The sequence below is a fragment of the Leisingera sp. ANG59 genome, assembly GCF_013317235.1.
In the GTDB taxonomy this organism is placed as follows: Bacteria; Pseudomonadota; Alphaproteobacteria; order Rhodobacterales; family Rhodobacteraceae; genus Leisingera.
Window position 1 is genome coordinate 42,644 of record NZ_WLCM01000026.1, and the last position, 17,230, is coordinate 59,873.

Here is a 17,230-nt window from a genome sequence, read left to right on the forward strand (position 1 = left end):
GGCTCAGCCCTCCTTTTCAATCTTGGTCAGGCAGTCGCGCAGCGCCAGCCCGTATTCGTACTTGGCCGGGCAGGCAAAGCCGACGAGGCCCATGTCCTCTTCGTCCAGCTCCAGCGCACCCAGCGCCTGTGCGGTGTCGGTGTCCATCACCAGCAGCGCGCGCAGCAGCTGCGTCGGCAGGTAGTCCTGCGGCATCAGCCGCTCAAAGGTGCCGGTGGGCACCATCGCCCGGCGGCCGCCATTGAGGTTGCTGGTGAGGTTGAACAGCTTGCGGCTGAGCGCCGAGCCCAGCACCGGCTGCACGGCATATTTGCCGGGCATCGGGCGGATCCAGCCCAGCGGGATCTGCTCGCGGTCTTCCTCGATGATGGCAACCTGGCGGGCGAAGCGGCCAAGGAACGCCAGCGAACCGGCAGCCTGGCGGCCCGACAGGATCGAGCCGGAGATCACCCGCACCGGACCGTCCGAGGCAATCTCGCCGCGGGTCAGCTCATCGGTGGAGGCGCCCATGACGGTGCGGACCAGACGGGGTGAGCGCGCAGCGGGACCGGCGATGGCAACCACGGTGGAGGGATCGAGGTGGCCGGTCATCAGCAGGCGGCCGATGGCGATCACGTCCTGATAGGAAACGGTCCAGACCTGATCGTCCGCACGGACGGGATGCAGGAAATGGATGTGGGTGCCGGCCAGGCCCGAGGGATGCGGGCCGGAGAACGCGGCGGCCTCGACCCCGGCAATGCCGGTGCCCGGAATGCTGTCGCCTGCCTTCTGGCATAGGAAGGTGGTGCCATCGGTGAGGAGAGTAACGGCCTTGAGGCCCGCCTCAAACGCCTCAGCCGCATCATTGATGATCACCGCGGCATCACCGGCCAGCGGCTCGCTGTCCATTGCGGTCACGAAGATCGCGGCGGGCTTGGACCCCGGCTGCGGCATCTTGGAATAGGGACGGGTGCGGAAGGCGGTCCAGAGACCCGCGGCGCACAGTTTCTCGGCCAGCCCTTCGGCAGTGTCCGCGTTGCCGGTGGCAGAGAAGTCGGCGCCCTTGTCGGCAGCGTCCGAAACTTCGATCACCACGCTTTCCAGCACCCGGCGGGCGCCGCGGTTGATCGCCACGACCTTGCCGGTCATCGGCGCCACCATCATCGCGGTCTCTGCATCCTTGTGGCAGAACAGCGGGGTGCCGCGGCGGACCTCCTCGCCTTCCTGCACCAGCATGCKGGGCTTGAGGCCCACATAGTCGGGGCCCAGCACGGCCACCGAGGTGATGGCGGGACCGTCGTGGATCACCTGCTCCGGTGCGCCTGTCACCGGCAGATCCAGCCCCTTTCTCAAGTTAAATGTCTTCATATTTGCGCTACGTCCCTCCAAGGCCGAATCCCGAGGCGGTTCTTACCCCGTTCCGGCAGCGGCGGCAAAGAAAACGCACAAAACGCCGTTTTCCGCACATCCGCACAGCCTGTCCTGATTTCCGGCGCACTCGAATCAAATTCAGCACCGATTGGCAAGGCTGTGGCCCCGCCTGTTCCCCAATTTCCTGTGCACTGCGCGCTTTTATCAGACTGTTGGCGCTCACGGCCTCCGGGAAACCGTCAAAGCGGACAGGCGGAAACGGCAACGCCGTTCCCGCAGGCGCCGCCTAGGCGGGCCAGTCTGCCTGTCAGTCTCAACAAGCGGTTGAAACTGATTCTACCAAATACTGCTTAGTCAGGCGTCCCAGACGGCCTGCGGTTCGCCCATCAGATCCCGGTCAACGGTGATGCCCAGCCCCGGCGCATCCGGAACCAGCACGCCCCCGCCCTTGACCGGCGCATCGAATTCCGCTGTTTTCAGCGTCACCATATCGCGGCAGTCCAGAATGCAGCGCAAGGAGCGCTCAGGCACCGTCGCACCCAGATGGGCGATGGCGGAGAACGCGACCACAGACCCAACGGTATCCTGCACGCTGACCGTCGCGCCCGCGGCCAGGCACATATCCCGGTGCCGCCGCCCGTGGGTCAGCCCGCCGGCCTTGGAGATCTTGAGGCCGATGCCGTCCGCCACGTCTTCTGCCAGCATCAGGGCGATGTCCTCATCCTGCTGCACCAGCTCATCCAGGATGATCGGCACGTTGCAGCGCTTGCGCAGCGACATGGTCTCGCGCCAGGTTTTGCAGGGCGCCTCCAGCACGAAGTCCAGCCCCTCCGGCAGCATCCGCAGCATGCGCAGCGCGGTTTCCGGCGTCAGCCCGCCATTGGCATCAACCAGAAAGAACTCGCCCGGCTGCCGGTCGGCCAACGACGCACGGATGCGCTCCGCGTCAAGCGCCGGGCCGCCCTCGGCATCCAGTGCGCCGATCTTCACCGAATGGCCCAGATAGCCCATCTCGCGGTGCTGCGCGACGCGGGCGCGCATGTCCTCCGGTGTTCCAGCATAGATTGAGGAGATCACCGGCAGGCGTTTCCCGGTGGAGCCGCCCAGCAGCTCGCAAACCGGCATGTTCACCGACTTGCCGAACAGGTCCCAGCAGGCCAGGTCAATTGCCGACTTGGCGTGGTTGTGGCCCAGCAAAGCCTCATCCATCGCCTCGTTGATGCGATCCATCTGCCGCGGGTCGCGGCCCAGCAGATAGGGCGCGATCTCGGCAATCCCGGCCCGCGTGCCCAAGGCGTGCGACGCGATATAGGTGGAGCCGAACGGGGTGCTTTCGCCCCAACCCTCCAGCCCGGTATCGGTGGTAATGCGCACAAAAGATGCATCAAAGCTACGGTACTCCCGCCCGCCCGACAGCATGTAGACGCCGCCGGAATAGGGCAGATCCAGCTGGTACAGCTCGATCTTCCTGATCTTCATTCGGAAACCTCCGGGATCATCAGCACCAGCTTGCCGGTGCGCTTCTTGCTCAGGAAATCCTCCTGCGCGGCGGCAATCTCGCTCAGCGGATAGGTCTTGGCCACCAGCGGGCGGATTTCGCCGGCTTCGATGTAGGAGATCAGATTGGCGAACACTTCGTCCTCCTGGAAGGTGCAGCCCATCAGGGTCAGGTCCTTAAGGTAGAGCGTGCGCACGTCGATCTCGCTGATCGGCCCGGCGATGGCGCCGGCGGTGGCGTACCGCCCGCCGCGCCGTAAAACGTCCAGAAATGACGGCCACTGCGGCCCGGCAACCAGATCGACCACCACGTCGATGGAGCCTTCACCCAGTTCCTTGATCAGATCTGCGTTGCGGTCGACAACCTTGTCAGCGCCAAGTGCCAGAACCTCCTCGGCTTTGGCGGCAGAGGACAGCGCGATTACAGTGGCGCCGCGGCGTTTTGCCAGTTGCACAGCGGCAGAGCCAACGCCGCCCGACGCGCCGGAGATCAGCACGGTTTCTGCGCCCAGGCCGACGCGGTGCAGCATGTTCTCTGCGGTGGAATAGGCGCAGGGGATCGAGGCGAGTTCCGCATCCGACCAGTCGCAGTTCACCGCATGGGTTTCGCGCGCAGGCGCCACCGCAAACTGGGCGAAGCCGCCGTCGCATTCGCTGCCGAAGGTCCAGCATTCATAGGGGCGGTAGTCGACGTAAGTCCGCAGCATGTTGCGGACCAGCACCCGCTCGCCGATGCGGGAGGCATCGACCCCCTCTCCCACCGCAGCGATATGGCCGCAAGCGTCTGCTCCTTGGATGCGCGGAAACTCCAGTGGCTTGCCGGACCAGCTGGCGTCATCGTCATTGACGCTGTCGAACCCGGTTGCGCCGCCCGCGTTGGTGTCGGCATCCACTGCCTTGGAATACCAGCCGATTCGTGTGTTGATGTCGGTGTTGTTGATGCCTGCCGCCGCAACGCGGATCAGCACCTCACCCGGTCCGGGCTGCGGCACCGGCACGTCGGTGCGGTATTTCAGTTTGTCGATGCCGCCGTGGCCGGTCAGCAGGACCGCCGCCATTTTGCTGGGGATCATGAGTCTTTCTCCCTCCAAGCATGCTGCCCGCAAACGGAATCCGGTTTTGGGCTCCCAGAACATGCGAAATCAAAAATTCTGGCACATGCCGCGTGAACGGTAGCGAACGTGGCATGTGCCGGTAATCAGATTGGCCGGCCCTCCCCTGCCGGCCAAAACAGACCATTGCCCCCACGGGGGCAACAGCCTGAAACTTTTGTCAGAGCTCCAGCGGATGCGCCCGGCCCCGCTCCGCCAGACGGCGGTTCAGCACTTTCGCTTCGGGCAGCCCGGCCTCCAGCGCAAATACGAATGCGTGGGTCAGGTAGAAGCAGGCGGCGTCGATATTGCCCGCCTCTTCCGCCATGTCACCGGCCAGTGTGTAAAGCCGGACCAGCTCTGCGCTGTCCTTTTCCTCATGCGCCTGCAGAAGCGCCCGGTCGAGGTCTACGCGCTCCATCGCTCAGCCCTTCAGCGAGATCGCAATGTTCTTGGTGCGCACATAATTATAAAGTGCTTCCAAGCCCTTCTCGCGGCCAAAGCCCGACTTGCCGACGCCGCCGAAGGGGGTGGAGATGCCGCCCGCGAACCATTCGTTCACGAACACCTGCCCCGCCCGCAAGCGGTTCGCCACCCGGTGTGCCCGCGCCAGGTCGCGGGTGAAAACGCCGGCCACCAGCCCGAACTCGGTGCCGTTGGCCATGGCAATCGCCTCCGCCTCGGTATCGAAGGGCGTGAAGCAGGTGACGGGGCCAAAGATCTCCTCCTGCGCGACACGGGACGAGGGGTCCACGTCCGCCAGGATGGTGGGTGCCATGAAATAGCCCTCGCGCTCCAGCCGGGCACCGCCCGAGGCCGCGCGGGCGCCGCTTTGGCGGGCGGTGGCTGCCAGAGTTTCGATACCGTCCAGCTGACGCGCCGAGATCACCGGGGTCAGGCCGGGGTTTTCCAGCCCGTGACCGACGCTGAGGCCACCCGCCAGTGCGGCGGCGCGTTCGACGGCTTCCTCATAGATCGAGCGGTGCACCAGCACCCGCGACATGGCGGAGCAGACCTGGCCGGCGTTATAGAAGATGCCGCTTTGCAAGGAGGACATCAGCGTGTCCAGATTGGCGTCCTCAAAGGCCACCGCTGCGGATTTGCCGCCCAGCTCCATCAGCGCGGGCGTCACCGGGTTGGCGGCGGCACGCAGGATTGCCTGGCCGGTCGGTACCGAGCCGGTGAACACGATCTGGTCCACCGCCGGGCTTTCCACCAGCCGCGCACCCAGCTCTGCACCGACGCCGTTCAGGATCGAAACCGCGCCTGCCGGTACCTCCGCGCGCTCCAGCGCCACACCCAGCATTGCCAGCGCCATCGGGTCCAACTCTGGCGATTTGATGATCACAGAGTTGCCTGCGGCCAACGCAGGCGCCAAGGAGCGCGCCGCAATCGACACCGGGAAATTCCACGGCACGATCTGGGCAGAAACCCCGTAGGGCTCATAAACCGTGTAGTCGGCGTAGTCCGGGCCAAGCGGGATCGACTTGCCTTCGATCTTGTCGGCCATGCCGCCGTAGTATTCGAAATACTGCGCGGCCTCTTCGAATTCGTCATAGGCGGCGCTGAGGCTCTTGCCGCTTTCCCGGCACAGCAGCTCCGCGCCTTCGTCCGCGATACCCCGGATTTCCGCCGCAATGCGCTGCATCAGCTGGCCGCGCTTGGCGGGCTTCATGGCCGCCAGGTCGCCGCGCTCGAAACTCGCCCGCGCCGCGTCCAGCGCCTTGGCGAGGGTTTCCTCGCCCGCCAGCGCGCAGTCACCCACATGGCTGCCGTTGCCCGGATCCTCAACCGCGATGCGCGCACCGCCGTCGCCTTCGACCCAAGCACCGGCCAGGAAATTCCTGGCCAGCCCGTCTTTCAGGAAAGAACTCATGCCTCGCGGCCTTTGGTCACCTGATCTGCCACCCAGGCGTGGAAATTGTGGGTCGGCCCGTCCATCGCAGGGGAGAACCGGCCGCCGTCGAACAGCTCGCCATGGCGGCCCTTCTGCATGCCCTCGACAACAAAGACGTCTTCCTCGAACACGGTCTTCCACAGCTTGGCGTTCTCGGTGCGCAGCTCTTCCAGCTCCGGCGTGTCCTCGTTGGACTTCGCGTAGTAGAGCTCGATGTGCTCCACGGTGTTTTCGGTGTCGACCGGCTCCAGGATGATCGCAAAGGCGTGGTCGCGCTGCACACCCAGGAGGACGTTCGGGTAGACGGCCACATATTCGCCGCCCTCATCCCACTTGCTGGAAAGCCCTTCGAAATCCGGGAACACCTTGCCGTCTTCGCCCTTCATCTGGCGGTAGACCAGGGTGCCCTGGCCGGAATAGTGGCCCGGCACCTCGATATTGTAGTGGTCTTCCAGGCGCGAATAGCTGTTCAGCCCCGGATGCACCCACGGCAGGTGGTAGCTTTCACAGTAGTTCTCGACCGCCAATTTCCAGTTGGTCTTCACCTCTAGCTTGAAGCCGGAGTCTTCGCCGCCGTGATGCACCGGGGTTTCAAACTCCTTCCAGCGCTCCAGCAGGCCTGCATGGACCTCTTCGAACTCCGGCGCGGAGCCATCAACGTTCACGAACACCACATCACGCCAGACATAGGAGCGGATGCGCACCAGGCCGAGCTCATCCAGCTTGATGTCTTCATGCTTGTTGTTGCCGGGGCCGCCGACGTGCGGAGTGGAGACCAGGCGGCCGTCCAGACCATAGCACCAGCTGTGATAAGCGCAGCGGATGGCGCCGCGGATCTTGCCGGCCTTCTCGACCAGGATCATGCCGCGGTGGCGGCAGGTATTCTGAAACACGCCGATCTCGCCGTCCTTGTCGCGCACGATCAGCAGCGGCATGCCCAGAAAATTCACCGGCTTCGCATAGCCCGGCTCCGGCACGTCCTTGCCAAATCCGATGCCGGACCAGTTGGCAAACAGCACCGAGCGTTTTTCTTCGGCAAAGACAGCGGGGTCGACGTAATGGGCGTTCGGCAGGCCGTTGGCAACGTTGACCGGAGCCATCACCGGGGCAAGCGAGTCATGCTTGTTCATCTGGGTCTCTCCAAGGCAGGAAAAAGATGTGCGCGTTTTGCGCCATTGAAGGGAGAGAGCAGATTCACTCAATATCAGGAATTTTCGCGCAGGGATTAGCTGGATTCACCTGAGCTTCGATTGACCTCGTCAATGACCCAATTGCGAAGCAAACGGGCGGATTCCGACAGTTCCGCATCCGGCCGGCCCACAAGATGGAAGCCGTGCGGCGCGGCCAGAACATGCGGGCCGATCGGCACCAGCTGGCCGGTTGCCAGCAGGGGGTTCAACAGCCGCTGCCAGCCCAGTACCAGCCCCACCCCGTCCTGCGCCGCCTGCAGCGCCACCGCATAATTGTTGACCCGCACGCCGGAAGCGATGGGGCCGTCATAACCCAGCTGCTGGAACCAGTCTGCCCAGGTGGTCCAGCTGCGGTCATCGGAGTCCAGATGCAGCAGCCGCTCCTGCGCCAGAACCTCCAGCGGGCAGCCGGTGAGCCGCTCCGCCAGTTCCGCATTGCCAACCGGAACCAGATGGTCGCGGTACAGCTCGGTCTGTTCCAGCCGCGTATCGCGCTCGCGCCCGTACCGTATGTAGAAATCCACATCCGGCATGCTGCGCAGCGGCCGGTCGTTTACGATCTGGTTGACGTTCACGTCGGGGTGCTGGCGCCAGAACCGCACCACCGAGGGTGACAGCCACAGGGAGGCGACGGCAGAGGTGGAGCCGATGGTCACGGTGTCGCCGGTCTGGCGGTCGCGGATGGTTTTCAAGCTGAGCGAGATCTTGGAGAACGAGGAGGCGAGGGTTTCAAACAGCGCCTCGCCTTCCTCTGTCAGCTCCACGCCCCGGTGCTTGCGCTGAAACAGCGGCGCCTGCAGTTCCGCCTCCAGCGCTTTCACCTGATGGCTGACCGCCCCAGGGGTCACGGACAGCTCCTGTGCGGCGTTCTTGAAGCTCAGATGCCGTGCCGCGGCCTCAAAGGCCGCCAGGGTGGTGAGCGGCGGCAGGTTGTAGTGGCGGCGGGACATCAGCGGCTCCTGGCTGCAGGCTCGGGTGAACGGTCTTCATTCCAATATGGGAAAAACATCTTTGAAGGCCAGAGCGGATTTTTGATAACCGGAACCGGCTCCGGCTTCCGGGCGCCTCAATCAATCCGGCCGCGCTGGAGCATCGGGGTCACGTTGAAGGCCGCCTTGTAGACCCGCGAAAAATGGCCGGGGCTGTCAAAGCCGCAGGACAGCGCCACATCGGTCACCGAAGCCTCTGTCTGGATCAACAGGTTCCGGGCGCGCTCCAGCCGCATTTCCATCGAATACTTCTTGGGCGAGGTGTTGAGGTATTTGCCAAACAATCGCTCCAGCTGGCGGGTGGAGATGCCGATCTCCTCGGCGATGCGTACGGGCGAAATCGGATCGCTGATGTGGTCTTGCATCATCTGGATGGCACGGGCCAGATGCGCATTGCGCATGCCGTTGCGCGACTGCAGCGATACCCGCTGCTCGGCCGTGGCATTGCGCACTGCGTTATAGACCATCTGGTCGGCCACAGCGACCGCCAGGTCATACCCGTGCTCGCGCTCGATCAGATGCAGCATCAGGTCTGCCGTGGCGGTGCCGCCGGAAGCTGTCACATGCCTTTCATCGGCCACGAACACGCTGCGCACCAGATTCACCTCCGGGAACGCCTCCATGAAGCTGTCGTGGTATTCCCAGTGGATCGCCGCCTGCATGCCCTTCAGGAACCCGGCCTCTGCCAGCACCCAGGCACCAGAGCACAGCGCGCCCACCGCAACCCCCCGCGCCTTTTCCCGCCGCAATGCTGCCAGCAGCGGCTTGGTCACGTGTTTGCGCATGTGGATCCCCGACAGGGCAAACAGACGGTCGCATTTCGGGACAGCGTCGAACCCGTAATGCACCAGCGTCACCGATCCGTTGGAGCAGGTCGCGGTTTCGCCGTTCTCCGATCCGAAAGACCAATCAAAAAGATCCTGACCGCTGACCAGATTGGCGATGCGCAGCGGCTCCACCGCGCAGGAGAACGCCAGATGCGAAAACTCCTCAACCAGGAGAAAGGCGAAATGCTGGGTTTTGGTCATGGGTCACCCGCCTGACAAGAAACGCTGGGCGGGCCTGGCTGCACGGCCCTCGCGGCCCGGACAGGCTATGCCCCCTGCCCTGCCTGCCGCAAGACGTGAAGCGCCCGCAAATTGCACACACCACATTTTTTCTGTGTACACAATATGTATTTTTATGCCATAGAGCCCGCAAGCCAGAGAATCCCTCACCGCAGCGCGGCAGGAGACAAACCAATGAAAGACGCCTCGAAGAACCGCAAAGCTGCGCTCTACAGCCGCCTGAAGACCGCGATCATGACGCTGGAGCTGCGCCCCGGCGCCGATCTGGACGAGGCGAAACTGTCCGAAGAGTCGGGCCTGTCGCGCACCCCGCTGCGCGAAGTGCTGCGCCAGCTGGCCGGCGAGGGCTATGTCGATCTGCGGGAAAACCGCGGCGCGCGGGTCAGCGAGATGTCGCACATGACCCTGCGCGATTTCTTCCTGGCCGCGCCGATGATCTATGGCGCGGTGATGCAGCTGGCTGCCCAACACGCGACACCCGCCCAGATTGCCGAGCTGAAAGAGGCGCAGGAAGAATTTAAGGCGGCCCTGCGAACCGGCTCCAGCGCCGATCGGGCGATGGCCAACAACCGCTTTCACGAGATCACCGGCGAAATGGCCGACAACATCTATCTGCTGCCGTCCTTTCAGCGGCTGCTGATCGACCATGCCCGCATCGGCATGACCTTCTACCGCCCCCAAGACGCCCGCATGGCGGAAAACCTGGATGAGGCCAGCAACCAGCACGACGCCATCATCGCCGCCATCGAAGCCGGCGACGAGGCGGCGGCGGGCCAGCTGGCGATTGAGCATTGGAACCTGTCGCGCGACCAGATCGAGCTGTTCGTCATGCCCGCCGGGCTTGACGTGCCGCTGGGAACGGTGGCGCGCAAAACCCCTGCATGAGGACGAGATGACCCCACTATTCCGGTTTGAGGGGATATACACCCCTGTGGTGACGCCCCATTTCGAGGACGGCAGCGTCAATTGGGACGCGCTGGCCGAGGTGATCGACTACCTGGTTGAGAACGGCGTGCATGGCCTGATCTCTGGCGGCTCCACCGGCGAAAACTATGCCCAGACCGTGGAAGAGCGTATCGCACTGGCCCGCTTCACCCATGAACGGCTCAAGGGCCGCCTGCCACTGGTGGTGGGCACCGGTGCCATGCTGACCAGCGACTCCATTGCGCTGGCCGAGGGCGCCAAGGACATTGGGGCCGACAGCATCCTGCTGGCCTCGCCCCCCTACTCGGTCCCGACCGACCGCGAAAACGCGCTGAATGCGCTGGCGATCGACAAGGCCGCCGACCTGCCGGTGATGCTCTACAACTACCCGCACCGCACCGGCACCATGATGGGCGAGGAGTTCCTCGACCGGGTGGGGCGCTCCCGCAACTTCTGCGGCATCAAGGAGAGCTCCGGCGACATCAATCGGGTGCACCTGCTGGCGCGGGACTACCCGCATATCCAGCTGGGCTGCGGCATGGATGACCAAGCTTTGGAGTTCTTTGCCTGGGGCGCGCCCTTCTGGGTCTGCGGCGGCTCGAACTTCCTGCCCAAGGAACACGTCGCGCTCTACAATGCCTGCGTGATCGAGGGCAACTTTGCCAAGGGCCGCCGCATCATGTCGGCAATGATGCCGCTGATGCGCGTCCTCGAACAGGGCGGCAAGTTCATCCAGACCATCAAGCATGGTGTCACCATGAACGGCATCGAGGCCGGCGCCATGCGCGCGCCGCTGAAAGGCCTGAACAAGGACGACAAACGCGCGCTGGAACAGGTCGTGCGGGTGCTGAAACAGAAAATCGCAGATATCCAGGCGGAGGGCTGATCCATGTCGCTGCTTACTCAGGACGAATACAAATCCATCGCCGCCAATCTGGACCTGCCCACGGGCGCGTTCATCGACGGCAAATTCTGCCCGGCCGCGTCCGGCAAGACCTTTGAAACCGTGAACCCGGCTACCGGAGAAAAACTGGCTGATATCGCTGCCTGCGGTGCAGCAGATGTAGATGTCGCGGTCGAAAAGGCGCGCGAAGCTTTCGACGACGGCCGCTGGTCCCGCCTGCACCCCTCCGAGCGCAAGGACGTGCTGATCCGGCTGTGCAAGCTGATGACCCGCAACGCCCATGAACTGGCGGTGATGGAAAGCCTGGATTCCGGCAAGACCATCTATGACTGCGAAACCGTCGACGTGCCTGAAACCATCCACTGCCTGAAATGGCACGCCGAGGCGACCGACAAGATCTATGATCAGGTGTCGCCCGCCTCCGACGATCACGTCGCCATGGTGGTGCGCGAACCGATCGGCGTGGTCGGCCTGGTGCTGCCCTGGAACTTCCCGCTGCTGATGCTCGCGTGGAAGATCGGCCCGGCGCTGGCCGCAGGCTGCTCCGTGGTGGTGAAACCGGCTGCGGAAACCACCCTGACCGCGCTGCGTGTTGCGGAACTGGCGATGGAAGCCGGCCTGCCCCGCGGCGTGCTGAACGTGGTGCCCGGCGGCGGCGCCGAGGTAGGTGAGCCCATTGGCCGCCACATGGATATCGACATGGTTTCCTTCACCGGCTCCACCGTGACCGGCAAGCGCTTCCTGACCTATTCGGCGGAAAGCAACGCCAAGGAAGTGGTGCTGGAGATGGGCGGCAAGAACCCGGCAATCGTGATGGACGACGCCGAGAACCTGGACCGCGTAGCCGCCCACATCGTTAACGGCGCTTTCTGGAACATGGGCGAAAACTGCTCGGCCTCGTCGCGCCTGATCGTGCACAAGGACGTCAAGGCAGAGCTGCTGGAGCGCATCGCGCATCACGCCAAGGCCTGGAACGTCGGCGACCCGCTGGACCCGGAAACCCGCATGGGCGCGCTGGTGTCCAAGGCGCATTTCGACAAGGTTTGCGGCTATCTGGAGCAGGCCGAAAACGTGGTGCTGGGCGGCAAGACGCATGACGGCGCATTTGTCGAGGCCACAGTGGTCGAAGTGCCGGGCAATGACGCGGTGCTGGCGCGCGAGGAGATTTTTGGCCCGGTGCTGTCGGTGATCGAGGTTTCCGGCTTTGACGAGGCCATCCGGATCGCCAATGACACCCAGTACGGCCTCTGCGCCTCGATCTTCACCGCCAACGCCAAGCGGGCGATCCGCGGTGCCCGCGCCATCCGCGCAGGCACGGTAACGGTGAACAGCTTTGGCGAGGGCGATATCTCCACCCCCTTCGGCGGCTACAAGCAGTCGGGCTTTGGCGGCCGCGACAACTCTGTCCATGCCCACGACCAGTACACCCAGCTGAAAACCATCTGGATCGACCTGGCCGACGACGCAGACGAGGCCGTGGATTGACCGCCTACACTGCCAAACGCCTGCCCCGGCAGACCGGCGCGGCGGGATGGAATGCCATCCTGCCGCCGCAGGCCCCGCTGCCGGTGATGGACCACGACCTGACCGCCGATGTGACCATCATCGGCGGCGGATTTGCGGGCCTGTCCGCCGCCCGCCGCCTGCACCAGCTGGACCCCTCGCTGAAGGTGGCCCTGCTGGAGGCCGGCCGTTTTGCGGAAAGCTCTGCGGGCCGTAATTCCGGTTTCATGATCGACCTGCCGCATGATCTGGCCTCTGACAACTACGCAGGCTCCGGGCTGGAGGCTGACAAGGCCGCGATTGCCTTCAACCGCAAGGCCATCGATTTCGCCAAGGGCGTGGCCGAGGATTGCGCCCTGCCCCAGGAGATGTTCGACCCCGTAGGCAAGATCAACGCAGCCGCCACCATGGTCGGCGACAAGCACAACCGCGACTTTGCCGCCCATCTGGAGCGGCTGGGCGAACCGCATCAGCTGCTCAGCCGGCAGGAAATGCAGGAGCGCACCGGCAGCCCGCATTACACCTCCGGTCTCTATGCGCCGGGCACGGTGATGATCCAGCCCGCCGCCTATATCCGCGCCCTGTCGGCGTATCTGGCCGGGCAGGTCAGCGTGTTCGAAAACTCCCCTGCCACCGGGTTTGAGAAACAGGGCAACGGCTGGGTTGTCAGCACCCCAAAGGGCCGCATCAGCACCGGCAGCGTGATTCTGGCCAACAACGGCCATCTGGAAAGCTTCGGCTTCTACCAGCGCCGCCTGATGCACATCTGCCTCTATGCCTCAATGACCGAACGCCTGGCTCCAGAGCAGATCAAACGCCTGGGGGGCGCGCCGCGCTGGTCGGTCACGCCTGCGGACCCCATGGGCACCTCCGTGCGGCGGATCTCCGGCTCCTATGGCGACCGCATCCTGGTCCGCACCTGCTCCAGTTTCCACCCCACCATTGAAACCAGCGAAATGCGCCTGCGCAACGCAGGATGGGTGCAGGACCGCAAGTTCAGGGAGCGCTTCCCGCATCTGGAAGGCGTCAAGATGGAACACCGCTGGGCCGGGATGCTCTGCCTCAGCCGCAATGGTTCCGCCGCATTCGGAGAGCTGGACCAGAGCGTCTATTCCGCCTGCTGCCAGAACGGCCTCGGCATTGCCCGCGGCACGCTGCAGGGCATGGGCATTGCCGAATTTGTTCTTCAGGGGGGATCACAGATTGCCAGCCATTTCCTGGCCCAGCCGATGCCGCCCAAACTGCCGCCGGAACCCTTTGCCTCGCTCGGCGCCAATACCTACCTGATGTGGAAGGAATGGCGGTCCGGCAAGGAATAGAGGCTGGGGGCTCTGCCCCCGCCGCCTGCGGCGGCTCCCCCGGAGTATTTTTACAAAGGTGAACAGGGGGGGGCTTTCTATGTCCAGCCACCTTCGATTTAGGGAAGGCTCAGCTTAGCCATCCGCCCGCCGTCGACGGTGTAGACTTGGCCGGTGATGAACCCTGCATCCTCTGACGCCAGGAAAGCCACCAGCGCCGCCACCTCTTCCGGCTTGCCGGTGCGCGCCACCGGGTGAATGCCGGCAATATCGCGACGGAAGGCCTCCGGATCCGGCATCCCCTCGATGAAATCCATGTTCAGTTCGGTGTCGATCCAGCCCGGTGCCACCGCGTTGCAGCGGATGCCCTCGTGCCCGTGATCCACCGCCACCGCGCGGGTAAGCCCGTGCAGACCGGCCTTGGAGGCGCAATAGGCGGCGTGGCCGGGGTTGCTGCCCAGCCCTTCGATAGAGCCGGTGTTGACGATGCTGCCGCGGGAAATACGCAGATGCGGCAGCGCTGCATGGATCATCAGGAACGGCGCGGTCAGGTTCACCGTCAGATTACGCTGCCAGTCGGCGAGGGTCATCTCCTCGACGCGTGCCTCCTGCATCATGCCGGCGTTGTTGACCAGCACATCCAGCCCCCCTGCCCTGCTGGCAACCTCCGCCACCACCTGCGCGGGGCTGTCCGGGTCGGTGAAATCCGCCGGGATTGCCTCGAACTCCGCATCCGCGCCGCGCTGCGCGGTGAACACCCGCGCGCCCTCGTCCCGCAGCCGCCTGGCAATCGCCAAACCGATGCCGCTGCGGCCGCCGGTGACCAGCGCAACCTTGCCCTGAAACCGCATCATGACACCGGTTTCCCGCCGTTCACCTCCACCAGCGCGCCGCACATGTATCGCGCCGCGTCAGAGGCCAGGAACATCACCACATCGGCGATGTCCTCCGGCTCGGCGATGCGGCCGAGCGGCACGGTTTTACCCAGTTCCGCCACCGCGCTGTCCGGGTCAAAGCCGCGCTTGGCAAAGCCCGTGCGCAGCATCGGCGTGTTCACCTCATTGGGGCAAACCGCATTGATGCGGATGCCCTGGTGCGCGTGGTCCATCCCCATGCATTGCGTCAGAGAGGCAACCGCCGCCTTGGTCATGCAGTAGAGCGCATGGTTCGGCCCCGGCGCCTTGCCACCCCAGCAGGAGGCGGTGTTGACGATGGCACCGCCACCGGTATCCGCCATCAGCGGAATCGCGGCGCGGCAAATCCGGAAGGGGGCTTGAACATTCACGCCCATCGACAGTTCCCAATCAGCGTCCGAGGTTTCGGTCACCGGGCCGCGGGTGATGACACCGGCGTTGTTGATGACAATGTCCAGCCCGCCAAGCGCCTTTGCTGCCGCTTGCGGCAAGGCATTGGCATAATCCGCGTCCAGCAGATCGCCCGGCAGATGCGCCTCGGCCTCTATGCCGCTGGTATCGCGGTCGGCAACCGCCACGGTGGCGCCTGCGGTGCGCAGCCTCTGCACGATTGCAGCACCGATTCCCCCCGCAGCGCCGGTCACAAGCGCGCATCTTCCATGAAATTCCATTACGTTCCCTTTCCTGCTGCAAAAAAGCCCGCCCTATCAAAGGGCGGGCCAGTCGGGGGGAGGATATCAATAGCTCTGGTTCAGCTCATCCGCGGCTGGGATCTCCCGCTCGCGCCGGGCGATATACTCCAGCAGTTCTTCATTCTTGGCCTCATCCAGCTTCGGTTCCTGGTATTCCAACAGCAGTTTCCTGGCGCGTTTCAAGGCGCGTTCGGTGATCTCGACGCTGCCCTCGGCCTGCCATTGCTCGATCGAGTTGTTGTCGAACAGTTCCGGCATGAAAAACGCCTGCTGGAAGTTCTCCTGGGTGTGCGGATGACCCAGGTAGTGGCCGCCGGGACCGACATCCGGCACTGCGGCAATGGCCTGGTCAAAGTCGTCCCATTTCGGTCCTTCCGCCATCCGGTAGGCCATCGCGCATTGCTCCGCGTCGACGATGAACTTGGCAACCGAGCAATGCATGCCGGCCTCGTTCCAGCCCGCCGAATGCCAGATGTAGTTGGCACCCGCATGAATGACCGCCGACAGGGTGGTGGCGGATTCATAGCCCGCCTGCGCGTCAAAGGTCTTGGCCCCGCCCAGGGTGTTCGAGGTCCGCCACGGCACGCCGTAGTAGCGCGCCATCTGGCCGATCATGAAGTTCATCAGCGAGATTTCAGGCGTGCCCGCCATCGGCGCGCCGGACTTCATGCTGACGGTCGACAAGTAATGGCCGTAGATCGCCGGGGTCCCCGGGTTGCAAACCTGGGTATAGGCCAGCGCCGACAGTGCCTCCGCATTCAGCTGCGCAACCGAGGCTGCAACCGAGGCCGGGGTGTTGGCACCGCCCAGAACGAAGGGCGAGCACAGCACCGGCTGGCGGCGGGCGCCAAAGGCGCGCATGGCGCCCAGCATGGTCTCATCCCAGACCAGCGGCGAGTTGCCGTTGCAGTTGCCGGTGGTTACGGGATTGTTCATGATGAACTCTTCCCCGAACAGGATGGCGCACATGTCCATCACGTCCTCGGCGTTCTTGGGGCTGGTGGTCATCCCCATGAACGTCTTGTCGGAGTACTTCATCGACGAATAGGTGATCCGCAGATGGCGCTGGCTGATCGGATGGTCATACGGCTCGACGATGTGGTGCGCCGAGGAGTGCAGGGCCGGCATCATATGCGCCAGCTTGTGGAACATCGCCAGGTCGTCCAGCATCGGGTTGCGGCGCACATCGTCCAGGTCGCGCAGGAAGGGCGCGCCGGTCATCGGCACAAAGATCGAGTTCTTGCCGCCCAGGCGCACGTTCTTCTTGGGGTCGCGCGCGTGATAGGTGAAATCGCTGGGGATTGTCTTGATCAGCTCGCGCACCAGGCCGCGGTCGAGGTAAACCAGCTCGCCTTCGACCTTGGCGCCCGCGCGCTTCCAGTCCTCCAGTGCAATGGGATCGCGGAACTGGACGCCGACGTTCTCCAGGATATCCATAGAGGCATTGTCGATTTTTTCGACCTGGGCACCGTCCATCACCTCGCACAGCGGGATGTTGCGGGTCAGGCCCGGCAGCATGTCGAACTTGGGGGCGGTGCGCAGGGCGCGGCGGGCGTTGCGGCCGCCGGAGCGTGCGCGGGTGGCAGTGGCTTGCTCAGTCATAGCAGGGGTCTCCTTTGACAGTGAGTTTCACCAAATGAATCGGGTTTCACCTGCAGGATTGCGAAATCCGGTTGCAGAAACCGACACTCTGTCCGGCGGAACCGGCCTTAGGTCAGATGGGGTATTCGGCTTGCGCCCCACTTCCAGCCTCGGTCTCCGGTAGGTGCTGCGTCTCGAGCTGATGATAATACGTGGTTTGTGTGAAGCAGCCACAAGCATCAGGGAAGGAGACGCAGCATGAAGCATTATGCCGGATTGGATGTATCAGTAAAAGAAACCGCCATTTGTGTTGTCGACGACGACGGCCAAGTC

At 64.1% G+C, this 17,230-nt stretch carries 15 protein-coding genes; 4 read left to right on the forward strand and 11 right to left on the reverse strand.

Annotated elements, in window-relative coordinates; all coding sequences use genetic code 11:
* Positions 1 to 3: 3 nt before the first annotated feature.
* The 8 genes from GKC28_RS18695 to GKC28_RS18730 form a co-directional block, all read right to left on the reverse strand.
* Positions 4 to 1,347: a Na(+)-translocating NADH-quinone reductase subunit A gene (locus GKC28_RS18695; protein ID WP_174148516.1), complete on the reverse strand. Its 1,344-nt coding sequence runs from the start codon at positions 1,345 to 1,347 to the stop codon at positions 4 to 6.
* Positions 1,348 to 1,704: 357 nt separating this feature from the next.
* The gene (locus GKC28_RS18700) at positions 1,705 to 2,829 is read right to left on the reverse strand and encodes a mandelate racemase/muconate lactonizing enzyme family protein (protein ID WP_174148517.1); all 1,125 of its coding nucleotides are present in this window, start codon (positions 2,827 to 2,829) and stop codon (positions 1,705 to 1,707) included.
* Positions 2,826 to 3,920 carry an alcohol dehydrogenase family protein gene (locus GKC28_RS18705; RefSeq protein WP_217434142.1) on the reverse strand — a complete coding sequence of 365 codons (1,095 nt, stop codon included), beginning with the start codon at positions 3,918 to 3,920 and terminating at the stop codon, positions 2,826 to 2,828. The genes GKC28_RS18700 and GKC28_RS18705 overlap by 4 nt, the downstream gene beginning before the upstream one ends.
* Before the next feature lie 199 nt (positions 3,921 to 4,119).
* Complete coding sequence (locus GKC28_RS18710; RefSeq protein WP_174148518.1) at positions 4,120 to 4,359, reverse strand: hypothetical protein; 240 nt, start codon at positions 4,357 to 4,359, stop codon at positions 4,120 to 4,122.
* Between the two features lie 3 nt (positions 4,360 to 4,362).
* Positions 4,363 to 5,814, reverse strand: a complete 1,452-nt coding sequence (locus GKC28_RS18715) for an aldehyde dehydrogenase family protein (protein ID WP_174148519.1) — start codon at positions 5,812 to 5,814, stop codon at positions 4,363 to 4,365.
* A complete protein-coding gene (locus tag GKC28_RS18720) occupies positions 5,811 to 6,965 on the reverse strand; it encodes an aromatic ring-hydroxylating dioxygenase subunit alpha (RefSeq protein WP_174148520.1) in 1,155 nt (384 codons plus the stop codon). The genes GKC28_RS18715 and GKC28_RS18720 overlap by 4 nt, the downstream gene beginning before the upstream one ends.
* A gap of 95 nt (positions 6,966 to 7,060) precedes the next feature.
* Positions 7,061 to 7,975, reverse strand: a complete 915-nt coding sequence (locus GKC28_RS18725) for a LysR substrate-binding domain-containing protein (protein WP_174148521.1) — start codon at positions 7,973 to 7,975, stop codon at positions 7,061 to 7,063.
* 116 nt (positions 7,976 to 8,091) lie between these two features.
* A complete protein-coding gene (locus tag GKC28_RS18730) occupies positions 8,092 to 9,042 on the reverse strand; it encodes a GlxA family transcriptional regulator (RefSeq protein ID WP_174148522.1) in 951 nt (316 codons plus the stop codon).
* Positions 9,043 to 9,255: 213 nt separating this feature from the next.
* Between GKC28_RS18730 and GKC28_RS18735 the strand changes: the two genes are divergently transcribed.
* The 4 genes from GKC28_RS18735 to GKC28_RS18750 are packed head-to-tail and all read left to right on the forward strand — an operon-like array spanning position 9,256 to position 13,731.
* Positions 9,256 to 9,966: a GntR family transcriptional regulator gene (locus GKC28_RS18735; RefSeq protein ID WP_174148523.1), complete on the forward strand. Its 711-nt coding sequence runs from the start codon at positions 9,256 to 9,258 to the stop codon at positions 9,964 to 9,966.
* 7 nt (positions 9,967 to 9,973) lie between these two features.
* Complete coding sequence (locus GKC28_RS18740; RefSeq protein ID WP_174148524.1) at positions 9,974 to 10,891, forward strand: dihydrodipicolinate synthase family protein; 918 nt, start codon at positions 9,974 to 9,976, stop codon at positions 10,889 to 10,891.
* Positions 10,892 to 10,894: 3 nt separating this feature from the next.
* Positions 10,895 to 12,394 (forward strand): aldehyde dehydrogenase, encoded by a 1,500-nt coding sequence (locus GKC28_RS18745; RefSeq protein ID WP_174148525.1) that lies wholly within the window; start codon positions 10,895 to 10,897, stop codon positions 12,392 to 12,394.
* Positions 12,391 to 13,731 (forward strand): FAD-binding oxidoreductase, encoded by a 1,341-nt coding sequence (locus GKC28_RS18750; RefSeq protein ID WP_174148526.1) that lies wholly within the window; start codon positions 12,391 to 12,393, stop codon positions 13,729 to 13,731. Before GKC28_RS18745 ends, GKC28_RS18750 begins: the two co-directional genes overlap by 4 nt.
* A 98-nt stretch (positions 13,732 to 13,829) precedes the next feature.
* Here GKC28_RS18750 and GKC28_RS18755 read toward each other — a convergent pair whose 3' ends face one another.
* The 3 genes from GKC28_RS18755 to GKC28_RS18765 all read right to left on the reverse strand — a co-directional run bounded on the left by GKC28_RS18755 (position 13,830) and on the right by GKC28_RS18765 (position 16,918).
* Positions 13,830 to 14,564, reverse strand: coding sequence for an SDR family NAD(P)-dependent oxidoreductase (locus GKC28_RS18755; RefSeq protein WP_174148527.1), 735 nt, complete (start codon positions 14,562 to 14,564; stop codon positions 13,830 to 13,832).
* Positions 14,561 to 15,295, reverse strand: a complete 735-nt coding sequence (locus GKC28_RS18760) for an SDR family NAD(P)-dependent oxidoreductase (RefSeq protein ID WP_174148528.1) — start codon at positions 15,293 to 15,295, stop codon at positions 14,561 to 14,563. The genes GKC28_RS18755 and GKC28_RS18760 overlap by 4 nt, the downstream gene beginning before the upstream one ends.
* A 66-nt stretch (positions 15,296 to 15,361) precedes the next feature.
* Positions 15,362 to 16,918, reverse strand: a complete 1,557-nt coding sequence (locus GKC28_RS18765) for a trimethylamine methyltransferase family protein (RefSeq protein WP_174148529.1) — start codon at positions 16,916 to 16,918, stop codon at positions 15,362 to 15,364.
* Between the last annotated feature and the right edge of the window lie 312 nt (positions 16,919 to 17,230).